The 26,434-nt window shown below is 35.4% G+C and carries 18 protein-coding genes; 1 reads left to right on the top strand and 17 read right to left on the bottom strand.

Annotated elements, in window-relative coordinates; all coding sequences use genetic code 11:
• Window position 1: 1 nt before the first annotated feature.
• The 5 genes from I580_RS14705 to yeiL form a co-directional block, all read right to left on the bottom strand.
• Window positions 2-3,916 carry an isopeptide-forming domain-containing fimbrial protein gene (locus I580_RS14705; protein WP_010770683.1) on the bottom strand — a complete coding sequence of 1,305 codons (3,915 nt, stop codon included), beginning with the start codon at window positions 3,914-3,916 and terminating at the stop codon, window positions 2-4.
• A gap of 122 nt (window positions 3,917-4,038) precedes the next feature.
• The gene (locus tag I580_RS14700; protein ID WP_010770682.1) at window positions 4,039-4,746 is read right to left on the bottom strand and encodes a winged helix-turn-helix domain-containing protein; all 708 of its coding nucleotides are present in this window, start codon (window positions 4,744-4,746) and stop codon (window positions 4,039-4,041) included.
• 265 nt (window positions 4,747-5,011) lie between these two features.
• The gene (locus I580_RS14695) at window positions 5,012-6,112 is read right to left on the bottom strand and encodes a tyrosine-type recombinase/integrase (RefSeq protein ID WP_010770681.1); all 1,101 of its coding nucleotides are present in this window, start codon (window positions 6,110-6,112) and stop codon (window positions 5,012-5,014) included.
• A gap of 518 nt (window positions 6,113-6,630) precedes the next feature.
• Window positions 6,631-7,884, bottom strand: a complete 1,254-nt coding sequence (locus tag I580_RS14690) for an MFS transporter (protein ID WP_034860077.1) — start codon at window positions 7,882-7,884, stop codon at window positions 6,631-6,633.
• Window positions 7,885-8,049: 165 nt separating this feature from the next.
• Complete coding sequence (yeiL, locus tag I580_RS14685) at window positions 8,050-8,724, bottom strand: transcriptional regulator YeiL (RefSeq protein WP_010770679.1); 675 nt, start codon at window positions 8,722-8,724, stop codon at window positions 8,050-8,052.
• A gap of 133 nt (window positions 8,725-8,857) precedes the next feature.
• Between yeiL and I580_RS14680 the strand changes: the two genes are divergently transcribed.
• On the top strand, window positions 8,858-9,484 hold the full coding sequence (locus tag I580_RS14680) for a YczE/YyaS/YitT family protein (RefSeq protein WP_010770678.1): 627 nt from the start codon (window positions 8,858-8,860) through the stop codon (window positions 9,482-9,484).
• A 63-nt stretch (window positions 9,485-9,547) separates the two neighbouring features.
• On the opposite strand, the gene I580_RS14675 is transcribed toward I580_RS14680, so the two are convergent.
• From I580_RS14675 to I580_RS14625, 12 genes are all read right to left on the bottom strand, one after another.
• Entirely contained in the window at window positions 9,548-10,141 is a 594-nt protein-coding gene (locus I580_RS14675; RefSeq protein WP_010770677.1) for an LssY C-terminal domain-containing protein, read from the bottom strand.
• A gap of 506 nt (window positions 10,142-10,647) precedes the next feature.
• Window positions 10,648-11,220 (bottom strand): aggregation-promoting factor, encoded by a 573-nt coding sequence (apf, locus tag I580_RS14670; protein ID WP_010770675.1) that lies wholly within the window; start codon window positions 11,218-11,220, stop codon window positions 10,648-10,650.
• Window positions 11,221-11,632: 412 nt separating this feature from the next.
• The gene (locus tag I580_RS14665; RefSeq protein ID WP_010770674.1) at window positions 11,633-12,850 is read right to left on the bottom strand and encodes a hypothetical protein; all 1,218 of its coding nucleotides are present in this window, start codon (window positions 12,848-12,850) and stop codon (window positions 11,633-11,635) included.
• Window positions 12,851-12,871: 21 nt separating this feature from the next.
• Window positions 12,872-14,656: a glucosaminidase domain-containing protein gene (locus tag I580_RS14660; RefSeq protein ID WP_010770673.1), complete on the bottom strand. Its 1,785-nt coding sequence runs from the start codon at window positions 14,654-14,656 to the stop codon at window positions 12,872-12,874.
• Window positions 14,657-14,676: 20 nt separating this feature from the next.
• Complete coding sequence (locus tag I580_RS14655; protein WP_010770672.1) at window positions 14,677-15,813, bottom strand: coiled-coil domain-containing protein; 1,137 nt, start codon at window positions 15,811-15,813, stop codon at window positions 14,677-14,679.
• Between the two features lie 933 nt (window positions 15,814-16,746).
• Complete coding sequence (locus I580_RS17295; protein ID WP_245558631.1) at window positions 16,747-16,869, bottom strand: family 1 glycosylhydrolase; 123 nt, start codon at window positions 16,867-16,869, stop codon at window positions 16,747-16,749.
• A 328-nt stretch (window positions 16,870-17,197) separates the two neighbouring features.
• Window positions 17,198-19,144, bottom strand: coding sequence for a heavy metal translocating P-type ATPase (locus tag I580_RS14650; RefSeq protein WP_010770671.1), 1,947 nt, complete (start codon window positions 19,142-19,144; stop codon window positions 17,198-17,200).
• A gap of 185 nt (window positions 19,145-19,329) precedes the next feature.
• Window positions 19,330-20,970: a peptide ABC transporter substrate-binding protein gene (locus I580_RS14645; RefSeq protein WP_010770670.1), complete on the bottom strand. Its 1,641-nt coding sequence runs from the start codon at window positions 20,968-20,970 to the stop codon at window positions 19,330-19,332.
• Window positions 20,971-21,012: 42 nt separating this feature from the next.
• Entirely contained in the window at window positions 21,013-21,390 is a 378-nt protein-coding gene (locus tag I580_RS14640; protein WP_010770669.1) for an OsmC family protein, read from the bottom strand.
• 176 nt (window positions 21,391-21,566) lie between these two features.
• Window positions 21,567-22,922, bottom strand: coding sequence for a metallophosphoesterase (locus tag I580_RS14635; protein ID WP_010770668.1), 1,356 nt, complete (start codon window positions 22,920-22,922; stop codon window positions 21,567-21,569).
• Between the two features lie 93 nt (window positions 22,923-23,015).
• On the bottom strand, window positions 23,016-24,440 hold the full coding sequence (locus tag I580_RS14630) for a 6-phospho-beta-glucosidase (RefSeq protein ID WP_010770667.1): 1,425 nt from the start codon (window positions 24,438-24,440) through the stop codon (window positions 23,016-23,018).
• A complete protein-coding gene (locus I580_RS14625; protein WP_010770666.1) occupies window positions 24,437-26,329 on the bottom strand; it encodes a beta-glucoside-specific PTS transporter subunit IIABC in 1,893 nt (630 codons plus the stop codon). Before I580_RS14625 ends, I580_RS14630 begins: the two co-directional genes overlap by 4 nt.
• Window positions 26,330-26,434 lie beyond the last annotated feature (105 nt).

The following is a 26,434-nucleotide window of genomic DNA, read 5'->3' as shown; positions in this document are numbered from 1 at the left end:
ATTATGGTGTCGGTAGTGGTGCATCCGCTAGCTCCCAAACGAGAATCGCTTTATACACACCCAAAGAACCGATTTGGTTTGGTGGTACTTCTAATTTGAACCCTTGACCATTTTTTTTCCAAGTCTCAGTAATATTGACATCACCCTGTTTGTCATTTTTATGAGTAAAGATTTCATATGCGTTACCATCTAGAACTCTTTCATCTCCATTTTTGCTAAAACGAATCGCGCGCGGTAATTTAACATTTTCCTTTAATTGCGATGTCATAGGTGTGTCTACTTTTACTGTAAGTATCCATTCTTTCAGTGTTCCTCTGTTATCTGACACAATCAACTCTTCAGAATATTCTGGCGTTTCAACACGCGTTGTATTCCCTGTTGCTCTTTGTTTTCCAAAATCAATTTCAGTCGGAAAAGAAGATAACTCGATAATGCCATGAATGATATCTCCCGGTAAAGGAACCTCCTGAGAATCAACTGAGATGGGGACATGTCCTGAATTAGGATTGGTTGGACCAGGAACGAATGGTGTTTCTTGAGGTGAATCTCCTAAAGCCGACGCTTTATTTTTGATTTTCTCTCCAACCACTCCACGACCGATTTTTACATTAAATGTTGCTGTTATATTTTTCTTAGCAGCTATATCACCAGCAAGGATTGTCAACGTACGTGTTGATTCCTCATACTCAAATTTGGAGTCTTGGATCGGTTCACCATTGATCGTAATGCCATGATTCGATGGGTCAAATTCTAATCCTTCCGCAAGTTGATCAACGAGTCGGACATTTTTCCAATCTTGAGAATCAGCTTTTGGATTGCTTGCTTTTAATGTGTAGGTTACTGTGTCACCAACTGAAGTTGTTTCCCCTCCACTTGAAATAGCTGTTTTCACTAAAGTTGGTTGATCTGGGAGAACGTCCTTGACAATTAAACGTTTTGCTTGATGAAAACGATCATCTTTGGCTCCATTTTTGATAGCATCATGATACCCTGAATAAGTACCATACTTATCTACATCAACATTCATATTTCCAAATACGTCATCTGGTTCTTGGGTATACGTATCTGGCAGAACATATGCCGGTAATGGACTGATTGATGTTGTATCTTTTAAATAAACATCTACTTTATCAGATTTGGTTACATACTTAGGCAAATTAAGTGTCCATTTCTCATTGCTGACTACCGTAGTAACTGCTTGCCCATTAGAACCTTTTAACCATTGACCATTAACTTTAATAAAAACTTTACTGCCGTTTTCATCACTGGTTCCTGATAATTGTTTTGTTGCATTGTTTATCTCCGTTGAAACAACAGCTTGAGTTGGCGGAGTAACATCAATAGTTTCAACGACAGGCACTTTAATATCCTCGGCTCCTGAAGTATGCTTATGTTGTTCTGTTGCATTAGCAGGACCACGCCATGCTTCTTCAATGCTTACCTTTGTCCCAGCTGGAATAAAGTCATCTAAAGGAATCTTAAAATAACCCTTTTGATTGGTTGACTCATAAATTGTAGAAGGACCTTCATAAGTCGTTCCTTGAATAATTTTCGACGTTCCATTCGGAAATTCCAATTTCACTTTGACTTGTGCTTCATTATCCCAAGAATCCCGAATAATACGATTACCATTATCATCAAAACCTTCTGCCACAGAGATATGACCATAAATAAACTTATCGCTATTGGTAGGAATTCGTAAGTCATCTACAATCGGTGATGAATTATTTGCAGCTATGCGAGAATACTGGTTTATTGAAGAACCCATATTTCCAAACTTCATGGTAAAATCATTGTCTGGCGAAACACTCAATCCTAAATTTGTACCTAATAATTTATAAGTTACCAATGAACGGTCATAATAAGGGGACCCGTTTAAATTACTCCCTTTCTTCCAAAAAGAAACATCTGAATTGATGGATTCAAACATAGAATTGCTTGAATTAGCTGAAAGTAAATCTCCCCCAGTAGTTTCCGCATTATTACGGAAATCATAAAACATAGGTTCATTCATCTGGAAATTAACTTTTCCAGAACCAGAATAAAATATTGCTCTCCCACCAGTATTTCCAATTGTTTCAAAGAACGAATCTTTACCAACAACTACATCTACATCTCTCGCTGCATCAATTGCTGGACCTAGTTTGGCATCCAATTTTACAACAGAGTTCTTACCACTTAACGTAAAAGAATCAGCTGGCGAGGTTGCCAATTCATTTAGAAAAACAATTGCCTGATTATTCTGAAACGCTGAAGCGTCGGTTCCTCCAGTAGCACTTGGATTACTTGGTCGTCCAGATCCATGTGCTGCTACAAAGAATTTAGAACCTGATGATACATTGACCGCATTGCCACCACCGTTCATTCGGATCGCCGCTTGACTTCCTTGCGTTTTAGTAATTTTCATAGTCGAGTTGCCCGATAGATTAAACGAAGAATTACCAGAATACCTAAATCGCATTGTCGCTCCATGTGTTGTTGATTGACCATTAGATATCATTTCCATATAACTATTGTTAGCAACATTGAACTGAGTATTTGTTGCCTCAATCATTACAACTGGTGTTGAATTACTTGGTGATTGTGAGTGGGCTGTTACAGTAGCATAGTCACTCACACTGAAATGAACTGGGGGACCGTACCGTCCCGTATTGAAATTGAATAATCCACCACTATCAGCTGTTTCAGTTGATGTTGATTCTAACTGTAAATTAGTATTACCTGTACGTGTTGCCATTGAAGTATCACCATATACTTTAATCTCACTATTTGCGCCAGACAAAGAAAAGAATCTTGCTGATGATGAAAATTGTATTTGTGATGCTTTATCAATTATTACTTCTGAATTAGCTAGTGCCGAATTATAAAAATCAGACTTAAATGAGCCACTTAACTTCGCTCTATCAGTAATGTACAATTTATGCGCAATGATAAACTCTCTACGTAAAGCTGCACCAGTATTGTAAAATGAGGAAGTCCCAGTAATTTTAACTAACGCATTGGGAGCATATGCTAAGGATGTACGATTTCCTTCTGGAAGATTTATATTTTCAAAAATAATGTTCCAATTAGCACCTCCATTAGCTGCAGTTTTAACAAATGCTTGTCGAATGCTATTATTTGTTCCTGTTAAATTTATATTAACAAGACTGATTGTCTGTTCATCTGCTACAGTCCCTAGCTCAATCGGATAAGAATTCGTATTACCAATATTAATAGTGTGTCCATTTCCGTTAATGACTACCGATCGAGTCATCGCCGTTCCAAAACTTGAATTAGCAGTTAAATCAGCAGTTAGATTAATTTCATCGTAATTAGGATTATGCATTGCTTGGACAAAACTGCTCCAATTGTTAACATTGACTGGGTTAGACGCGACTGATCTAATCAATGATCTATCTCCAATTGATGGAATATCAGCCAATTTCTTTTCATTAGCTTTTACCTTTTTCTTCAACTCTGCGTAATTTTTTTCAATTTCCGCTAAGACGTTATTAGCTGATAGTAATGTTAGTTTCAGCGACTCAGCCTCTTCTAACAAAGAAACATTGAATTCTAAAACTAGATCGGAAGTATCTTTCTTATAACTAAAAATCGTTGCGTTATCCTTTTCATCAAGCGTGATTTTCACTTTCTCCTCTGGATATTTGGAACTGATATCTTCCAATATTTCACTATCTAACAAATGGATTCCTTCAGAATGCAAAACAACTTCGCCATTTTTTGAAGCAGGTAAAGTAAGCTTGATTGGAATTTTATAAAACGTTTCTTCAGTTACATCCCCAACTTCTATGCTAAATTTTTTCTCTTCCTCAGAAGCTTTAATTGATGAAATTCTACTTAACGTTATTCCAGTAGCAATCAAGATAAACAGCAAAGACAAGTACATGCCTATACTACCTTTTCTATTTCCCACTTATTTTCCTCCCTTCTTAAAAAATTCCCATGTCTTTATAAGACATATTTATTTCAATTTTCTATCAAAAACAAACTTAATTTACTTATGATAAAAAAATGAAAAACTTTTTTTAATTTTTATCACTTAGACAACATATATCCTCTAGAACGAACTGTTCGGATATATTTTGGCTTAAAAGAATCGTCTTCCAATTTCTTTCTTAAATGAAAGATGAGATTGGCTACTCGATATTTTTTATCGCCTTTCTCTTTCCCCCATACACTTTTATAAAGTTCTTCATAGGAAATCGCTTCGCCTTTATTGCGAATCAACGTTTCCAATGCCTTAAACTCTAGTTTTGTTAGTCCGACTTCCCCTTTTCCTTCAATGTTTACAGAGAAATTTGCCGGAACTAAGCGAATATTTTGAATTTGTTGTTCTTTTTTTGGCGACTCTATTTGTGAATAACTATTTTTTTGACCCTTTTTCCCTAATCTTCGTTCAAGAGTATTCATGACATATAAACAAAATTCATCTGAGTCTATTCGATTATCAAATGTGCCATCTGCGCCCAATTGTAGATGAACAATTCGGTTTACTTTTGAGGATTCACTAGATAAAACCCAAACAAAACCTTCCGTTAAATCCCTTACTTTGATAATAAATTCACAGGTTAATCCAATGTTTTCTACAGCAGATTCTATGACAATCACAGCATCCATTTTTGGTATCCTTTCACGAATTTCAGTTGGATCAATTTGATGAATCGAACACTTTTTTTCTTTCAAAGCTGTTATGTATTCTAATTTGCTACTTTCAACATTGTTTACTAGAGCTATGTTAAACATTTAGTTCCTCCTTATTATGTTTCTTATAATCACATCGTTTTCATACAATTCTTTTCCATTTCTAAATAAAAATAGTGTTTTACAGTTCAATAATTATCATTATTTTATGATCTGGAGTAAAATTAACTATAATTACTATTTTTTACAATTCTGACAAAATTTTCTCGTTCTAAGTAAGAACAGGAATGTATGCCATAAACCTCTTTATATCAACTTTTTAATTTTAAGTTGACGGCGAACATGACGGCGAATATAGGTTTTCCTGTTAGATAGCAGCTACAGCTTCTACTGCGATTCGTTCTTCTGTTAAGTTTGAATTTGTATAAATATCAAGTGTCATTTTCGTTGAAGCATGTCCTAACAATGAGCTGATTACAGCGATATTTATCCCTTTTTCCAAACAACGAGTAGCAAAAGAATGTCTCAACGCATGGAAAGAACAGTCGACTAATTTAAAAGTTCGTAACAGTCGCTTAAACTGATAACGAATAGTTCTTGGCTCAGTAAAACCTTGATTTTTTGAAACAACATAAGTACTTCGGCTTATGTTTTTTTTCTTTACTAATTGCTCCAATAAATCGGAAGACAGTGGAATGATCCGTTCTGAAGTCTCAGATTTTGGCTTTTCTTCAATGACTTGTGTTTTATAACCACTTTCTGAGTAAGTTTTTACTCTTTGAAGAGTTCGTTTAACGGACAGTACTTTATTGTCAAAGTCAATATCTTCCCACTTCAAACCTGCTATCTCCCCAATCCGCATACCTGTTTCTAATGAAATCAGTGCCGCTAGGCCATCGGCTGATTTTTTTGCTTCTTTTATTAACAGTTTGTGCTCAAATTGCGAGATATTCGTTATTTTTGGCTTTCTTATTTTTGGTAGCTCCACGTTTTCGTATACTGAACTTCTAATAAAATGAAGCTTCTCTGCATATTTTAATGATGTTTTTAGTACCCTAAAAACCGAATGAAGTGAATTGGTAGAAATCTTTTTCTTTGTAATTTCAATAAAATCTGTTAAATGTTTAGTCGTTAGTTCACTTAATCCCTGATCTCCAATTGTCGGGCGAATATGACAGTCAATTTTGCTTTTGTAACTATCAAATGTTCCTGGTTTTACTTTTGTACTAATTACCGTTTCAAGCCAATAATCCAACCAATTATTGAGCGTTCCATAAAATTGTTCTGATTTTTCTTGTACAGAAAGCATTGTTGCTTTTTTTATTGTTAGTTTTTCCTTTACCTCCTTATACGTTTGACCATAAACATAGCCATAGTGAATCCCTTTATTGGTTTTCCTGCCCTTAACATATCGCCCCTCCCAACGACCATCTTTTCGTTTATAAATGTTTTCTCCTTTTCTACCCAAAGTAATCTCCCTTTCACAAAAATAATTGACGGCGAATTTGACGGCTATAAAAAAATGGGTTTTTCTCAAAATATTTAGAAATCAATGAAAAAATTGATATCTCCTTGGAATAAAAGTAAGCTATACTTACAAAAGATAAAAAAAAGATATACTATTGACATAATTCTCAGTATTCTCATCTTTAAAATATGCAATTGACAATATTATCCAAATCACTTAACCTTTTAAAAGAGATAAAAATAAAAATATATCCACATTTTCTTTTTTCCGTTAACTCTATTTCCTGTTCTTACTTAGAACAGGATTTTTTTCACACTTCTCCTTTCAATAAATAGTATAAAAAAACAGCTCCTTTTTATTATCAAAAAAAGTTTAAATATTATACTTTTTTGATAAACAAAAAAAAACAAACGAAAAATCTAGACATTTATTCTATAAATAAAGAAGAAGCTCGCTTTCACTTGAATAGCGAACTTCTTCTTTAGTTGAAAAAAATTATTTGATTTTCTAATCAAATTTTATTCTTTAATCCTATAAATATCTGCTTCTGTTGTCTTTTTGAACAGATAATAACATAAGACTGAAATCAACAGAACTACACTTGCAACAACAGATAATGGTAAAAAAATATTCGTACTTGTCTGTTTAAATATCATCCCGATCATTACTTGCCCTAACGGAACCGCACATTGTGCGCATGCTACGATGGTAGCCATTATTTTTCCCAGGTTTTCTTTTGGCGTCACTCGTTGAACCATCGAAATCAAGTAGATGGATATGATACTCATCAGCATACCTATAGGAGCACCTGTTATAACAAATAAAGTGAACCCCACCCTATTTCCTGCAGAAGTTCCTGCAAATGTTAAGCCTATATTCATTGCAAATAACAGCAATCCAGATAATGTAAAGGTGAGATACAGATTATTCAATCGTAATTTTTTAGTAAAATAGCTCGCAAAAACAGCACCTAAAATTGTAGACAAACTGACTATAGACATCCCTAAACCATACATTGAGTCGTTTGCTTGTAAGACTACCCTTAAAATTACTGGTGTACCCACAATAAAAAATGATGCCAAAATAAAATTGACTAAGGCCGCAATCAGGATGGACTTCAAAATCACTTGGTTTCTACGAACTTCTTTGAAGCCTTCTATTAGATCTGATGTTAATGTTTTTAACACGCCTTTTTCTAATGCTCTTTTTTCAAATGGAATGTGAATGAACGATTCGATTATCGCTGCCAAAATGAAGAAGAGAGTGCTACTGATAACAAGTACTTGAGCCCCTAACAAACTATATAGAATTCCACCAATAATCGGCGCTACAACATTGGACATTGAAAGAACACCATTAACCATGCCGTTGACCTTTTCCAATTCACTCTCATCTACTAATAGAGGAATACTCGCTGTAACAACTGGTGTATCAAAGCTTCCAACAATCGACAAGATAAATAATAGAATGCCAATCAGAAAAACCGATTGGTTCATCCCTAATACAAAAAATAATAAAATAGCTAAAATAGCATTGGAGATGTCCATCAACACCATCAACATTCGGCGATCAAACCGATCCGCAATCGCCCCTCCAATCGGCGCAAATAAGACAGGTATACTAGAAACTGCTAAAACAGTCGCAAAAATATCCGCTCTTCCTGTTTGGTCTAACACAAAAAGTGATAAGGCAAACCGTAAAATCGCTCCTCCAAATACCGAGATCATTTGACCTAATATCAAGTATACAATGTTCCGTTGATCCTTTTTCATTTTTTCTTCTCCCCACATTTTTTACTCCATAACTAACAAAATGATAACGCTGTTTTCTTTATAAGCTTACCATTTTATTGTATTTTCTTACTCATTCAAAAGTATTAGTTTCTCTCAGACTTTTGGATGAACATTGAAGCTAATGTGGTTCGATTTCTCAGCTTTTTATCCTTCAATCAAGCCAGTGGCAAGTACTATTAATTCATCACGATTCACTCGATAACTTTTCCCTTGTTTTATAATAAAACCTAATTTTTGAAATTCTGTTAGGGTATGCATTAAATGCCGATAACTAACACCTAGAAACTCAGCTGTCTCTGTTTGTTTCTCAGCATAGACCCCTTCAACTTCGGTTTGTAACATATATGCAGCTAAACGATGTTTCAACTCATAGTTTTGGTTATTTGAAAAATGTTCAACTCTTAATAAGACTTTTTCACCTAAGTATTTACCCATCATTCTCAAAAAATGATTATCATTCAACAATTCTTGCTTCACTTTATGATAAGGAAGAGCTAGACAAATGCATCGATCAATTGCTTGCACATCTTTAACTTGTTCTTCAACTTCTAACAAAGAAAGCTCGCCAATAAAATCCCCTCTACTTAAAAATTGAATCAGAGAGCGTCGACCATTTTCATGGATTTTGTAGATTTTGGCCTTCCCCTCAATTAAAAGAAATAAGTGATCTACTTGTTTATCAAAACGAATAATATATTCTTTTTTATCATAAACGTAAAGCATGGCTTGTTCCAACACATGTTTAGAAAAATAGTCTGGAAGCTTTAAAGGTTCCTTTTCAGTTAATTTTACTAGTTGATTTAAGCTATACGTTTTCATTTTGCCTCCTTAAAACATGAGATATCTCCTATTATTATGATTGACTTTCGGTTAAATTACTACTAAAAGGTAGATGGCTCTCATTCGTTTTAAAAATGAGCATGCTTATTTGCTTTTACATTAGGAGGTTCTTATGAAAAAAATTTTAGCTTCACTTTTCTTTTATGCACTTAGTGGGATTGGCATTAGTTTAACGCTAAAAGCAGATATTGGCGTCAGTAGTTTTAATTCATTAAATGTGGCGATTGCTTCTACCAGCAATATCAAAGTGGGAACTATCACTTTTTTAATGAATGTTTTCTTTTTATTACTGTTTATTTTATTATCAAAACAAAAACAATTTTTGAAATACTTGCTGATGTTCTTTTCAATACTATGTCTTGGTAGCATTATAAACTTTTTTTCCTATACACTATTAGCTCCGATAAACTTAGAGAATTATTTCTTTAAAATGGTGATCTTTGTATTAGGCACCTGTATAGCGGGGTTTGCCACGGGAATGGTCATTTCTATCGGTATCTTGCCCTTTCCAATTGAAAGTGTTTGTATTGTATTATCAGATTTGACAGGTTATTCCTTTACAAAATTTAGATATGGAATCGATTTGTTTTCGGTTGCTGCTTCGTTAATCCTTTCCTCGATCTATAGTTTGCCAATTTTTGTGCGAGAAGGCACTCTCATTAGTTTATTCTTATTATCTGGTGTTATTTCTTTTACCAAGGTGCATTGTGAAACGTACTTACTTAATCTAAAAAGCTGAACTATCTAAAAAAGTGGAAGTGTGTGGGACAAAAGTAAAAAGCACTTTTGTTTCACAAACTAACTACGAATAAACGGTGGAAACAGAAGTAACCTCTTCCACTTTTTCTATTTTAATAAAAGGTAAGTTACCATCCGTAAAAATTTCATCGCCACCACCATTTCGCCCATGATAACTTGTTGTAAAGTGTTTCACAACTTCAATAGAAACAGGTTGATTGGATTCTGTAAACGTCTCTAAAACAAAATCACGTTCGTGATCAATATCTGAATTGATTTTATGAGTGATTTGACCTGTAAAAACAGAAAAACCAACTTTTTTATCATATGTTGCAGCACCCAACCAGTCTGCTTTTCTTCCTCCTGGTAAATACCAATTATCTGGTGTTTCCCAAAAACGAACATGATGCCTTCTCCTTGGATTATTTTTGATTTCCTGTTCAAAAGCTAAATCCTGTTTCTTATTAAATAAAAATAGAGAACTAACTGGAGCGCTAGGATACGACTTCGAAAAAACACTGGCAATGATCATCTGGAAACTAGAATGCAATGACAGCGGCTCTGCTTTCGTCCAGCCGGCATTTATGAAAAGTTGTTCTAATTCCTCTTTAGAGCCTATAAAAGCTAGATTGATTGGATCTCCTAGAAGCCCCATCATTTGTTCTAGAGCGACCAATAAAATAATCTGGCAAATACCGCCCAGTCATCAGCTTATTGATAAAAGGTAATGCTATATACGAACTAAACAGCCATAAAAAAATATACAGAAAGATATGGATTTTTCGTGTTAAAATTTCTGAAAATAATGACTTATAAACTAAATAACCAAAAAAGACGATAAAAGCAAACCGAATTAATCGAAAGACACTATTCAGTAACGTTTGTTTTTCCATTTAACTTTTCCTTTCTCCTTGCAATTTACTTTCCAGCTAACTCTAAATCATAAGACCGTTCGGATTGTAGTTTTTCAGACCTTTTTCAAACACCTTATTGACAAAATTGCTTTCTATTGTTCTTTAACTGTTCATGTATCTTATTCGTTTAATTAAATTATACTCCTTTCTGATATAAAGTCGCGCATTAGCATACCCATCAAAAAAAGAAGTAGCTCCTTTGAAGAGCTACTTCTTTTTTATTTTATGAACAGTTCACTATTATTTTTGTTTAATACCAACCATTGGCCATCCAAAAAGCTTGGGCTGCTTCCCATGAACCATAGCGTCCTGCCACATAGCTATCTGCCACACGTTCTTGATTTGCTTCTGAATAATCTCCATTTAGGTATGAAGCGTCTAATTGATATCTACCAATATATTTACCATTTGTAGCACCATAAGAACCGCTAGATTCTTTTTGAGCAATCCATTCTTTGGCAGATGACGTAGTTGGTGCTGCTTCTTGTGCAACTGGTGCTGCTGCTACTGGTGTTTCTTGTACAGCTGCTTGGGTTGCTTGTTGAGCAGATTCTTGTTGAACTGGAGCTTGGGCCACTTCATCCGCAGTTCTGATCGTTAGTTGTTCTCCTTCAAAGATCATATTTATATTAGAAATATTATTATCTTTAGCAATTAAATCGATCATACTATTATCTCCGCTGAATTGATGAGAGATAGTAGATAATGTATCTCCAGATTTTACTGTATATAAGCTATCAGCGTGCGCGTCAGTCGTTCCCATAAAAATGCCAAATCCTGCAGTCAAAGTTGTTGCTAATAAAATCGTTTTAAGTGATTTCATGTTGTTTCTCCTTTGTAAAAAAATATTTTTGTCGTTTGTTTATCGACTTTGCATACTTTAACATCTAAAAATATTTCATAGGTGAAGATACCGTGACAATTCGTTACGAGTGTTTTTATTGCGTAACGGCTTGTAAAATAACAACGGCGAAACACTTGTTCGCTCTGGATTTTTATTTAATTTTAAAGTTGAAAAAAAACATGAACTTTTCTGAAATAATGTTTATTTTAGTTCATTATTAGTCGGAATGTTACAAGATTCTGGAATTGTTACAGAGCATTTCAGTCATTTTCTCTCGCAAAAATATCATTTTTAGTCATTTTAGTGATGTGACTGAGAGCTGTTTTTCAGATTTTTAACACAAAAAAAAGCAGAAACCGGTCTGATTACTCAGCCACTTCTGCTTTTTCTTTTATTTATTATTATAGTCTTTTTGTTCGATCACCGATTCTAATAATCGATTTTCAGTTTGAATAATATCAAAGAACGCACTAATTTTCTCTAATTGCTCATAATCGATTTGATATAATTTTACTCTAGGTTTGAAAAATAAGAACCCAGGGCGAATTTTGACTCGCTCATTAATCAAATGACATTGTTCCATCATTGATTGTAAATCCATTTCCGAAACACTGTTTTTGATTTGCTCAATACGCGCTCGTTCATAGACCCATTGATCTTTTGTCACTGTCATTTTTTCAGTAATCGTTACTAATTGGCGATTCAAACGCCAAGATTGTTCAATAAATTTTGCTTTTTTATAAAGGTCATCATAGTGAATCAAATCAATGCGGACAAACTTATACCAGTCCTCTTCATCAATCGTAGACTTTTGATGTTTTTTAAATCGTTTTAATCCGCTAACGAGTAAGCTATTTTCTATGGCGAGCAGCTCGTATTCCAATTTTTCTTTTGCTACCCGCACGCGTTCCTTTGACGCTTTTTCTCGTTTTAAGCTTTCTTTCAAAAAAAGAACTTCACTTTCTTCTGTCCGAGCAAGAGCGGTTGCTTCAACATCTAAATCTACTTCCAGATGTTCCTCTTCTGCCTCATCTACGAATAGTTGCTCATTATCTGGTATTTCTTCCACAGTTTCTTCTATAGATACTTCAACTGGAAAACTAAGTGTCTCACCAGATAAAGGAAGCTCTTCCTCTTCCTTAAAGATAGAAAGAAATTTTTTTTCTAGAATGTTGCTGACAGATTCACCCTTTGAGTAACCCATCTGTTCTAGGCTAGCTGAAACTGTAAATTGAATTGGTTCATCTTCTGAAGTAAAAGAGATAGGAATCAATTCACAAAAATATGTACTAAAAACACCCTCGACCTCTTCAACTAGCTTCGTCCAAACAAACTGTGGGAAAAGTTCTTCTAATTCTTCCAACAGAACATCCCAATTTAACTGCGCTTGAAAAAATTGAATCTCCACATGCTTTTTGATCGGTGACGTTATCACTTTCCGAGAAAGTTCATCGTGCTCTCGAAAAGTCAGAAAGTCTCCTGTTGATTGTTCATAGAGTGCCTCACATGCATCAACGATTTCTTCAGTATTGTCTTTTTGATAGAGAACGGTCCCTACAGTGAATGGGATTGCTTGTTGATGAAAAAACACATCGAAATAGTCATTCATTAAACCGTTCTCCTTTCTTTTTTAAGATTGCAGATCATATACAGGTGCTAAAATAAGTTGCTGACCTTCAGTTAAAAAGTATTGATCTAAGTCGTTCCACTCTTTTAACGACCAAACTGAAATGCCTGTTTTTTTAGAAATACTCGCTAAAGTATCTCCTTTTTTCACTTCGTAAGTTTCTTTTGTCTTCTTACGAGTTGCACTTACTTGATAATCTTTTACTTCTTTTCTAGTGGTTGTTTCACTTGTTTCTTTTGTTGTTTTTGTTTGTTTCGCTGTATTTGTTGTCTTTTTCGCTGAAGTCGTTTTTGACTCTTTTTTAGCCGTAGACTTATCCTTTGCTTGACTTGAGAATGCATTGGACAGATTTTGAACCATCTCCAACGAACGGTCTACTGCATCTTCTTTTGGTACTACTGTGCTTTTTTCGTCTTGTTTTGGCACACTCAATTTTTGACCGATAAACAGCATACGTCGATCTAATTGGTTTTTTTCTAAAATAGCCAACGTTGAAATATTGTATAACTTACTAATCGATTTAAGTGACTCACCTTTTTTCACAATATGTGTAAGGTATTCGATTTTTTGATCTAGTTGGTCATCTTTCTTTTGCAACTTATCAAACGAAGTATTCAACTTGATTTTCTTTGCTTTTTTGGTATTTTTCTTATCTTTTAATGTATCATATTGCGTTAAATCATACGCATCAATCAAGCCATTCAATTTTGAATTATAGCTAGTATCTGTTGCATAACGACCTGTTAGGAATTTCGTTGCATCTTTATAAGATTTTGTATTGGTTTTCCAAGTACCACTATAAAAAGCACTGCTAGAATCGGTACCACCTCTCAGAAGCTTTACGTAATCCCCAAGTGATTCTTTATACGATGGATACTTTCTAAAATTGGAACGAATCGTAAACATGCTCCCAGAACCATTATCTTCACTCGTTAGAAAATTGGCGCTGGCACCTTCATAGCTACCTTTTATTCCAAATAAATTATAGTTTGGTGCAGAAGCTAGTGCACTGTTTCCAGAAGCACTTTCTAAAATTGCCTGCGCAATCATCACTGAAGCATATAAATTGTTCTCACCAGCTATCGAACGAGCATCCTCCCCAATTACTTTAACAAAACTTTTGGTTGTTAGATTAGGACTGATATGAAATACCTGATCTGATCCGGCAGAGCTATGGTTAGCATTATTGCCCGTTACCGCTCCAGTATTCGGTCTACTTGGCCGTTGTGTCGCTACGTTGGGCTGTTGGCTAGGACCTTTAGCTGGTGGTGCTGGTTGGTTCGGCTTCGGCTTTGGTTTTGGTTTTGGTTTTGGTTTTGGTTTCGGTTTCGACGGAGTTGTTGTTGAACTCGTTGTACTAGTGCTACTTGTAGAGGTACTAGTCGTCGAATCTGTCGTTGGTGTCGATGATTCAGATGAACTTGTCGAACTTGTCGAATCTGTCGTATTTTGCGTAGAGCTAGTCTCATCTGATGAACTTGTCGACTCACTGCTGGATTCTTCAGTTGAATCTATTGTTGAAGAATCCGTACTGTTTTCGATAGTAGAGCTAGTTTCGATAGTAGAGCTAGTTTCGATTCCTTCTACTGTACTTTCTGTTGTTTCGTGTTCCTTAGTTGAAGATAAAATTGTTACTTGCTCTCGTTCTTCGGAGCTTGAAGTTGCTTTGTCATCGATTTCTTTCGCAACAATTGGTTGAACATCGTTAACAGAAAGGACAGCACTTGAAGTAAGTAACCCTACACTCAATAATCGTAATTGTTTACTGTTTAGATTTCTTTTTTTCATTCTGTGCCCTCTCTTTCTTGTTAATCAGTATCTTCTTTCACCAAATTGATGATTTGGTTAAATGCTTGTTCTGACTCTTCTTTAACATCTTTAATACGTTTGTAATAATTTTGATATTCTTGCTCAGCACGTTCTAAGCGTTTTAAAACACTCGCTTTTCTCTTCGTTTCTTCATTAATCATCTGTGCATGCTGATTCGCTTGATTGACGATTTCTTTTGCTTGTCTCTTCGCCTCTAGTAAAACTTCGCCAATGTCTTCTTTGGAAAGCTGTTGGTCAACATCACTCATTTTTTGTGCTAATTGATGTTTTGTTTCTTCCAATTCTTGACGAACTTTCGCCAACTCTTCATAAGCACCAGTATCCGTTGGTGTATCTGATGCCATGATCACAATCCGATCTTCTGAAAGTTTGTCTATTTCTTCTTGTTTAGCTAGAAGCTCTTGTTCATACTGTCTGATCTTGTTTGCAAAGCGCTCAGCTTTTTTACGATTCAAATCTGTTTCATCAATTTGACGATTGCTGTCACGTAACAAGCTGTTATATTTCATTTTGACTTGTTCAAGTTCTGCCATGCGAGCATCGTAATCTTTTGGTACAGCTTGTACCATCGACAGTTCATTTTCTAATGATTCATTCGTTTCCTGAGCTGCATCTACTTGATTTTGCAGCTGAGTGATTTCTCTCTTGTGCTTGCGTAATTCCGCTTTTACTTCACGTAGTTCGCCTTGAAGCTGTTCATTTTCTTCTTGCAGTTCTTCTAATTCATCATCGTCAATAACTTCATTGACCGGTGGTCTCTTTTTCTTTGGTTTTGGTTTTCTAGATGGAGCTGGAACTGTTTTTTTCTTTTTACGTGAGAACAATGGACGAGCTTCTTCTTCGTCATCATAATCTTCATCGTCATCATCGTAGTCTTCGTCATCATCATAATCTTCATCATCATCATCGTCGTCATAGTCTTCGTCGTCATCATAATCTTCATCATCGTCGTAGTCTTCGTCGTCGTCATCATAATCTTCATCATCGTCGTAGTCTTCGTCGTCGTCATAATCATCATCATAGTCGTCATCATAGTAATCGTCGTCATCGTAATCTTCATCATCATAATCTTCGTATTTTTTTCTTTTTTTACCTTTGCCAAAAATTTTTAGCATATGCTCACGTCCTTCTACAAAAATAGGGCTATCTCTTCATTGATTATTTTTACTGTACAATTGAAACTTAAGTGAATTATTTGAACTGTCTATCTATGTATACAACTATAGTGACGAGTGCCGTAATTTTTTATTTATAAAAATAACCAATTTCACTTCTAGGTATTTTTTAATTACGTAACTGGCTTCTTTTAGCTAGTCGCATTCAACAAGCCTCACCATCTTTTGTAGTTATCAAAAAATAGTGGTTTAAAAACATACCTACCTCCTTACATTTTATCAGATAAAGCTCAAACAAACAAACTGAATTCACGCTTTATTTCCAATTTTATGATAGCAAAACTATCGTTCATATTTTTTTACAAAAAAAAAGATTTATAATAAATGAAATACGTGTTTTTTTATAATTACAATCTAAAAATTCCCAGCTATCTATTTTATTTTTGTGTCTAATTTTATCGATACAAAAAAAGCTGCTCTATGTTAAAGTGAATAGCGCTTCCCCATCTCTAAACATCCAAAATCGTCTTTAAAATGCGTGTTACATTCACCAAAAACTTTTTTTATCAGTAAACTAAAAAAGCAGTGGAACTTAGTAAATAAGCAACCACCACTACTGAATCCCACTTTTTAATAACCATAAAAACGATAATTATATCATTTATATCTCTTTCTACCGTTTTATTTATTTGTTATTGATTGTTTTGAAACGAAATGAAAATTCCGGAATAAATCCCTTGAAATTCCATCGATTTTTTTAAATTAATAAAAAATTAAGAAAATATTTTTCGTGATAATTACAAATAGAATCGATTTTAGCAATTTTATTCCATTTTTAACAAGATTTTGACCGTTTGTCGTGATGACCTAATCGATACATCCACATGAGGTGTAACTCATAACTTCTACTCCAGTTTCAATTACTTCGGTCACTTAAACTAAATGATCCTTCAAATAGTCAATACGATAATCGTCTACTACAGTTTTTGTTGTCCCCTCAAATTCTGCTAATTCCTCGATCGCACCGAAACCATTTTCAACAAGAAAAATAGGCACCTAATAACGGTCACATAAACAGTTCAGATAATAACTCACCTTTCGGATCTGTCTGCTTACACCAAGGAATCTGAATAAATGACGAACGAAGAAGTAACTACTTCGTTACACTTCAATCACCTTGATATACAACATAAAAAACAAAGTGATTCGATGATACACAAATTGAGCGGGACATAGCTCTACGAGTCATATCCCACTCAATTGATCACATCAAATTCTAAGTGCTAAAGCACTAAGATTTGAAGGCTTTGGAAATAAGTTGAAATTGTTGCACAATTCCTGCTTGGTTCTTGAAATTAAACACTTTTGTCCAAAATTCTTTCATCTACTCTTTTGAAGGAATAAGTAATCGTAAACCATTGAAAATGACTAATAATGTACTTCCTTCATGTGCAATCACGCCGATCGTAATGTCCATTTTTCCAAGGATATTCAACGTAATCAATGCAACGACGATAAACATTGAAAAAATAATATTTTGCCAAACAACGCGATCTAAGCGTTTAGATACTTTATGAGCATAACTAAATTTGGTCAAATCATTTTGCATCAATACTGCATCCGCAACATCAATAGCAATATCAGTGCCGTCTCCCATAGCAACACCAATATCTGCTGTTACTAACGCTGGTGCATCATTGACACCATCGCCTAGCATTGCGACATTACCGAACCGAGCTTGCTGATCTTTGATGATTGCTGCTTTATTTTCTGGCAAAACATTTCCAACAACCTCATCGATGCCAATTTGACGACCAACTGCCTGCCCAGTTAATTCTGCATCTCCAGTAATCATCGTTGTATGGATTCCTTGTGATTTCAAATACTGAATGACTGTCTTGGCATTTTCATTCGGTACATCCATCATTGCAATCAATCCAATCACTTCATTGTTTTTTGCGAAATAAACAACTGTTTTTCCTTCTTTAGCATATTGTTCATTATGAGCATTGATTTGAGTATTAACTAAACTGAATATTTCTGGTTTACCAATTTGATAAGTATCTCCTTGATATTTCGTAACTAGTCCTTTACCAATTTCATTTTCAACTGTTAAACTAAGTACTCTATCAGCTTTAAATTTATCTAAAATCGCATTTGCTAGTGGATGGTTTGCCGTTTTTTCCATGGCAACGATTAAATCGATACAGGTTTGTTCTGTTAGTTGAGCTCTATCTGCTAAGAAGTAAAAATCAGTTACAGATGGTTTCCCTTTCGTTAAAGTACCTGTTTTATCAAAAGCAACTGATTTGATCGTTGCTAAGTTTGCGAGATAAGAACCGCCTTTAAACAAGACACCTCTTTTGGCCAAGTTGGAAATCCCTGATAATGTTGCTGGCACAGCGCTAGCAGCTAAAGCACAAGGTGATGCTGAAATCAAGAACACCATACCGCGATAAAAACTTTCATTCCATGACCAATTAAATAGAACTGGGCCAATTGCTATAAAAATCGGTACTACAATCAAAACAATCGTTACATAATACGGTTCTAATTTTTGAATCTTAGTAGCCGTTTTTGACAAATTTGATTGGGACTGATCAACTAATTGAAGGATTTTAGCAAAAACTGTATCCTTGCTGTCTTTGGTAACTTCCATTGTAAATGTTCCCGTACCATTGATCGTACTGCCAAATACTTCATCACCAACTGTTTTTTCTCTAGGTATACTTTCACCATTGATTGAAGATTCATCGATTGAGGTACGACCAGATAAAATGATACCATCTGTAGCAATTTGATCACCATTCAAGACTTGCAATTTGTCACCGATTTTTAAAGCGGCAACATTGACTGTTTTCACACTGCCATCTGCTTGGATCAAGCGTGCTTCGGTCGGATTCATTTTAAGTAAATTCGTGATTTCTCTTTTGCTGCGCCCTTCTGCATATTCTTCAAGAAAATGAGCTGCTGCAAAAATGATGATCAACAATGCACCTTCTTCGTAATTGCCAATGATCGTTGCTCCAAAGGCTGCTAAAGTCATCAAAATGTGAACATTGGGTACAAATTTTCTTTGTTCTTTTGATTCACTGATTGTATCAACAATACCTTCTAAAATAATGTGATAACCAGATAATAGCATTGCGCTTATAAAAAGAATATCTTGGAGTAGAGACCCTTCATTGAGAAAAAATGCGACGATAAAAATAGCGAATCCTGTAAAAAATAAAATAACTGGAGATTTACCATGATTATGACCTGTTTCGTGATCATGGTTATGCCCTTTTGTACTAGAGCAACTGTGTTCGTGTGCTTTTGTTGTGTCCATTTTATAGTTCCTCCTTCATTTGTTTTCTGAAAAGATACAATTCACTTTCACATGAATAATCATTCATATATTATATATTCATAATACATGAACAGTCAGTCATGTGTCAAGCAAAAAAACAAAAAATTTGCACAAAAAAACTGGGGCAACGTTTTTACGGCTGCCCCAGTTCCTATATGATTCGTTTATTTCTGCTCTTTAACTTGAATATATTTAAAACTATATGGTGAACCAAAAGCATGCTTCACTACACCACTGATAGTTTTCTTTTGTAACAATGCTGTTTGTTGTTGATAAAGCGGCGCAACTGTATAATCTTCTGCCAATAAAACATGTTCAGCTTGTAATAAGTCAGACCATCTTTTTTCTTCATTTGCTGCGTCTGTTTCTGAAGCGGCTTGAATCAATCGATCATAGGTTGGATTTTTATAGTTCACATGATTTAACCCCGATGTTGAAGCAAACATATCTAAAAACGTAATCGCATCTTTAAAGTCTGGCATCCATTGACCAAACGCAATATCATAGTCACCAGATAAATAGCGATCTTGTAAATTATTGCTTGGTAAAGTGGTAATCTCAAACTTGATGCCTGGCAAAACTTCAGCAATTTGGCTTGCTAAGTATTCAGCGGTTTTCTTCTCTGTATCTGTGTCTTTACTCAAATATACTAAAGTGATCTCTTCTTTATTGAGTTCTTTTTTTGCTTCAGCATAAGCTTTTTGTGCAGCTGTTTTATCGAATGTTTGCTGCACTCCGTTTTCGGTTCTAAAATCTTCCCCTGTTGTTGGATTTTGAACAAAATTTTGAGGAACGAAGCCTTTCGCTGCAATCGAACCGTCTCCCAAGACATTTTTGACAAATGTTTCTCGGTCGAGCGCCAAAGAGATTGCTTTTCGTAAGTTGACGTTTGCTAAGAATTTTCCTTGTCCTTGATTAAAACGTAAGTAGCCCATCTTTGTATCATTTTGATTTTGAAAATCAGGATCGTTCTTATATTGTTTAGAGAATTCACCATCAAGTACTACACGGTCAAGTTCATCCGTTTGATATAAATTCACTGCTGTACTCGTTGATTTTACAACTGTTGTTTGAATTTCATCAACGTTAACATTTTTCTGATCCCAGTATTTGGGATTTTTAACATACCGCCATGTATCAGAATTTTGTTCCCACCCTTTTAGAACGAATGGTCCATTATAGAGAGTCGTTTTGGCTGAAGTACCATAGTCACTACCTTGTTTTTCAGCAAATGCTTGGTTGATAGGGAAAAAGGTTTCAAACGTTAACAATGATGTAAAATAAGGGATTGGTTTCACTAGATGAATCACGAGAGTATGGTCATCAGGTGCTTGCACTCCAAGCTCTACTGGTTTTATTTTCCCTTGATAAATAGCTTCAGCATTTTTTATAGAAGAAACAAATAAACTAGCATAAGAAGGCGCCGTTTCTGGTGTGACTGCCCGTCTCCATGCATAAAGAAAATCATTTGCCGTAACGGCTTCGCCGTTTGACCATTTTGCATCCTTTCTTAAAGAAATCGTGTAGGTTTGTTTATCTTCACTGATTTCTGGTAAAGCTGTTGCTACAGCTGGTATGGTTTCGTCTTTTTCATTTAATTGATAAAGGCCTTCCAGTACTTGGTTCTGAGCATTAAAACTAGTAAAATCTTCTTCTTGAGTTGTATCTAACGTTAATAGTTCAGCTGGTTCAGTAAAATGGACGATTGCTTTTTTTGATTCATCTGATGTTGTTTTTTCAGCTGAATTGCAACCTGTCACCAACACTAACAATGCCAGCGTGCTGATCATGAAAAACTTTTTCATCGTGCTCCTCCTTAAATCATTTATTGATACGTCACCAATAAACTAACTAAACATCACTTCTTCTACTACCGTTATTTCTGGATCTAATGACTGCATGACTGGACAATTTTTCCCAATCAATTTCAATGCTCGTTTAGCTTTTCCTTGTTCTTCCTCAGGCAAACGAATTGAAAACGTGATCAAAACATGACTTAATGGTTTTGCTTGCTTCTCTTCTGCTCGTTCGTAAGAAATTTCTACTTTGTCTATAGTAAAATCAATATGAGAATTCGTGAGTATTTTTTCATAAACATATGCACCGCAAGCACCGATTGATGCGACAAGCATTTCTACTGGAGAAAAACCGATCTCTTTTTTCAATACCCAGTTCCCACTTTGATGTATCAACTCAAATCCATTTTCACTTGAAATCAATTCCATTTTACTCTCTCCTTTTCTTTAGTAAACCACTATTTTTAGAGCGTTTTCTTTATCTTACTATGATAGTACAAAATCGAACAAACGGGTAATAGTTATATAGTAGGTATGATAGCGAAAAGCTATCGATAAAAAACTTCTCTTATCCTATTTAGAATCAGAGAAGTTTTTACTGTAGCTTAAAATTCTTTTTTTAATCGATTGTCCTCTTCATTTTTATCCTGAATGATCGAATCGATGTACTCTTTCAAAAACTTACTATTTTCTGCGATGATCTGATAGCCTTTTTCTTGCTTGAGCTTTTCGATCACTCCATCTGAACTATAATCTTCTCCAGAAAAAAAACGAACATTCATTTTCCCCACAAAATCAGCCGCTATATCCATTTGTGCTTCGTCGGTCATGCCACTATCAATCAGTTGAGCGTAGGCTAGTCGTTTACCATCCTCTATAAAACTATTTCTGAGGTACTCCTTATAGTTTCTCACTTGAGGTGTTGTGATATTGTTTTCCTTCGCCCAAGTATCTACATCGTTTTGATTTTTTCGATAGCTAAATAAATTCCCATCCAAATGAATTACTCCGTAACTTTGTGGTGTTATTGAAAAAGAACCAGAAACAATTTCTGTCAGTTGTTTATTATCAATCATTTCAGTCATGATGTCTTGTGCATGAATATGTCCTGAAAATACAACTGGCACTTGATACTCTACAAGGAGTTGTTTGAACTTGTCCGCATTATTAAGTACGAAGCCACTGGATAGCAGTTTATTATGCGCATAAATGTTATGGTGCATAAATACGAGTGTTTTTTTCTTTGCTTGTTTTCCTTCTTCTAGTTGTTTTTTGACCCAACTCATCGTTTTCCCACGAATCATCCCTCCAGTTGCTGGTCTTGTTTGGGGTTGATTATCATCGGGATAGATATTTGAATCAAGAAAAAGAAAATTATACGTTGGGTTTACAGCAACAGAATAACTCAATGAGCTTTTATCATAACTAGTTGCATTTTGATAGCCATTTTCTGCAAAAATTTCTTTAAAATCGGCAATCGATATCGCTGCTGTCTTTTCTTGTTTATCGCCAACAAATTTTCTAGCCCAGCCGTCATTGATATCATGATTGCCAGGTATGACAAAGACTTTGATGCCTTTGTCTGTTAATTGTTTGAGCAACTCTGCCAACCTTTCAGCACTAGCTTTCTCACCATTCAAGGTCAGGTCACCTGTAAGAATCAGCATATCTGGCTTTTGTTCGATTGCTTTATCGATAAAAGCTTGCCAGCTTTCTTCTTGATAATCTAGCTCTTTACCAGCTGCTGTTCGCTTGATATTTTCATATGCGGAACCTGAATCGGTCAAATTGTTATTGATATAATGAGGATCGCTTACGACCCAGAATTCAACCTGTTTTTTTTCCATTAATGGTTCTGCAGCTTTCTCTTTATTTTCGCCCAAATAATTCCATGCAAGTACGCCCACCACTAGGCTACCTATAATAAACCCAAGCATCTTTTTCATTGTGTTATTCCCCATTCTTTTTCTTCCACTCTATTTTATGCTTTTCCAGACAAAAAAGCTCTCACCGTATCTATTTTACTAAAATACGATGAGAGAAACTGCTCTTTTTTATAGTTCTGCTCCATTTGTTTGAATCAAGTGTTTATACCATTCAAAGGAGTCTTTTTTGATTCGTTTCAACGAACCATTTCCTTGATTGTCACGATCGACATAAATGAAACCGTAGCGTTTGCGCATTTCTCCAGTCGTAAATGAAATCGGATCGATACAGCCCCAAACTGTGTAGCCGATAACCTCTACACCATCTATTTCAATGGCTTTTTTCATTTCTCTGATATGTTGGCTAAGAAAATCGATTCTTTCTACATCGTGGACTTTCTCTTCTACTAATATGTCTGCGTAGCCAAAACCATTTTCTACAATAAAAATTGGCCGTTCATAGCGATTACTTAACAGATTTAGATAATGACGTAAGCCGGCAGGATCGATCGACCAGCCCCATTCTGTCATGCTTACATAAGGATTTTCAACAAGAGCGCTGTCTCCAAGTAAATCATCTTCCAAACGAACTGCTTCAGGACGTGTTGAGATTGTATTACTTAAATAGTAGCTGATACCGATATAATCTACTGTGCCAGCTTTTAGTAACTGTAAATCTTCCTCCGTAATATCCAGATCATAGCCCTTTCTTTCCCATTCTTTGACTGCCCAACGAGGATAGTTTCCTCTTACTTGAACATCTGTGAAAAATAATTGTTTCTCATCTTCTTGTTGGGCTACTATGATATCACTTGGATCACTTGTCAGCGGATAATTCGGTGTTGCTGCTAACATACAGCCGATTTGAAAATCAGGATTGATTTTTTTTCCTTCAGAAACTGTGATTGCGCTCGCTACAAATTGATAATGCGCTGCTTGGTACATCGTTTTTAGTTTGTCTTCGCCTTCTTGATAAAGGATTCCGGAGTTTGTAAATGAATAAATTGGATTTTCTAAGATTCGTTGGTTATTGATTTCGTTAAAGGTCATCCAATAGTTTACTTTATCTTTATAACGCTCCATCACAGTTACAGCAAATTTAGTGAAAAAACCAATCAATTCCCGACTACGCCAACCGCCATATTGTTTTACTAGGTGATAAGGCATTTCAAAATGGGATAACGTGATTACAGGCTCGATCCCGTATTTTAATAATTCATCAAACAAATTATCGTAAAAAGCAAGGCCTGCTTCATTCGGTTCTTGCTCATCGCCATTTGGAAAAATTCTCGTCCAAGCGATACTCGTTCTTAAACATTTAAATCCCATCTCGGCAAATAACTTAATGTCTTCTTGATAGTGGCCGTAAAAATCAATGGCTTCATGATTGGGATAAAATTTTCCTTCTATAATCCCCTCTGTAATTTCTCGTGCATGATCTTTTGACCCAGCCGTCATAACATCGGCAATACTTACGCCTTTTCCACCTTGAGTAAAACCGCCTTCTACTTGATGAGCGGCTACTGCACCACCCCATAAAAAATCATTTCTCATTTATGTGCTTCCTCCAAACCTGTTCCTACAACAAATAGTTTTGTTTCTGGTGTAACTGACTCAGTGGTGTTGATAATATTCATTGTTTCCATACTTGGGCCATCTGTTAAAATCACTGGTGATGTCATCGCATAACCTGCTTGTTCGATTTTTTCACGATCAAAGACTAGTAATGTTTGACCACGTGTGATTGTATCACCCATTTCAACTTTTGTTTCAAAGTGTTCCCCATTTAAATTGACTGTGTTGATTCCGATATGGATCAATAATTCACTACCGCCCTTTGATTTCAACCCAATCGCATGTTTTGATGGGAAAATTGCGACAACAGTTCCGTCAAATGGGGCTACAACTTTATTATCTGATGGGATGATCGCCACACCTTTACCAGCAATTTCGCTAGAAAAAACATCATCATCAACCTCTTTTAAAGGAATTACCGTACCTTCAAGCGGTGCGTACACGATCGTTTCAGATGTACTTGTAGCTGGAGTTGGTCTTTCATCAGTTGTTTCTTGAAAATCATCTTCACCTTGATCTGTTTCAGGTAAAAAATCAGTCATTTCATCTTCTTTAACACCAAAGAAATACGTCAATACAGCTCCTGCAATCAAAGCAGAACCAACGCCAATAAAGTATCCTACTTTTGGTGTATAAACTGGTATAGAGAAAATGTTATGAAATACATAAGCATTCATCGTAACACCTGTCACACCACAAATTGCTCCACCAATGGCACCAGAAATTGCTACGATCGGCAATAAACGTTTGTATCTTAAAATCAATCCATAAACAATTGGTTCTGTAACACCTGCAAATAAACCAGTTAAGGCTAAAGGTCCAGCTAAAGCTTTCATTTTTGAATGCTTTTTAGATTTCAGATAGAAACCAATCGCGATCCCAATTTGAGCAAAAACAGCTGCCACAGCCATTCCTTCGATTGGGTCTCCGCCCATCACAGTCAAGTTTTCAAGCGTGATCGGAGAAAAGCCCCAGTGCAGACCAAACATTACCATAAACGGCATTCCGCCACCTAAAACGATTCCTGAAAGTAAGGCACTTTTACCAATCAACCACATAACACCTTGTGATAATGCGTCCCCAATAACCGTTCCAAATGGGCCAAAAAGTAAAGCAGTCAATGGAACCATGATCATCAAACTAAACATTGGTACTGCAAATAATTGCAAGTCTCTAAAAATAATTTTGCGTAATAATTTATCTACGAATGAGTAAATAAAAATCGCGACAAAAATCGGGAAAATCGTCGTTGCATAATCAACAACATTTAAATTGATGCCAAGGAAATCAAGTTTCTCCTGACCAATCATACCCGTGAATGATGGTTCCAGCAAGGCCGCACCGATCACACCACCAACATACATATTCCCACCAATTTTTTTCGTTAAGGTAATCCCTAAGAAAACAGGTAAGAAGTAAAAGATCGCATTACTTGCTGCACTCAGTACCATATAAGTTGAACTAGTATCCGCCAATAATTTCATTTCAACTAAAATCGTTAAAACAGCTTTGATCATTCCAGAACCTGCCATCGCTGGAATCAGTGGTGAGAAAGCACCAGAAATCACTTCAAATACATAATTAAAACTTAGCTTTTTCTCAGTCTTAGGTGCATCTTCGTTTAAATTTGCGAGTGATTGGATTGCTGCATAATAATCTGGTACTTTACTACCGATCACCACTTGATATTGCCCACCACTGTTGACCACTGACATGACATAAGGAAGTTTTTCTAAGGATTCTTTATCCGCTTTCTTGGTATTTTTCAAACTAAATCTTAAACGTGTGGCACAGTGAACTAAACTATTGATATTCGACTTCCCACCAACAAGCTCGATGATTTTTTTACTTTCTTCTTCATAACGCATGATAGTAATTCCTCTCTTTGATCTATTTTTTTATAAAAAAAGTGACCTAAGAAACACTTATACACTAAGTGTTTTTCTTAGGTCACGCCTGCTTCACCAGTAACG

This window comes from Enterococcus caccae ATCC BAA-1240 (assembly GCF_000407145.1).
Lineage (GTDB): Bacteria > Bacillota > Bacilli > Lactobacillales > Enterococcaceae > Enterococcus_L > Enterococcus_L caccae.
This window is presented reverse-complemented; position numbering and strand designations above follow the sequence as displayed.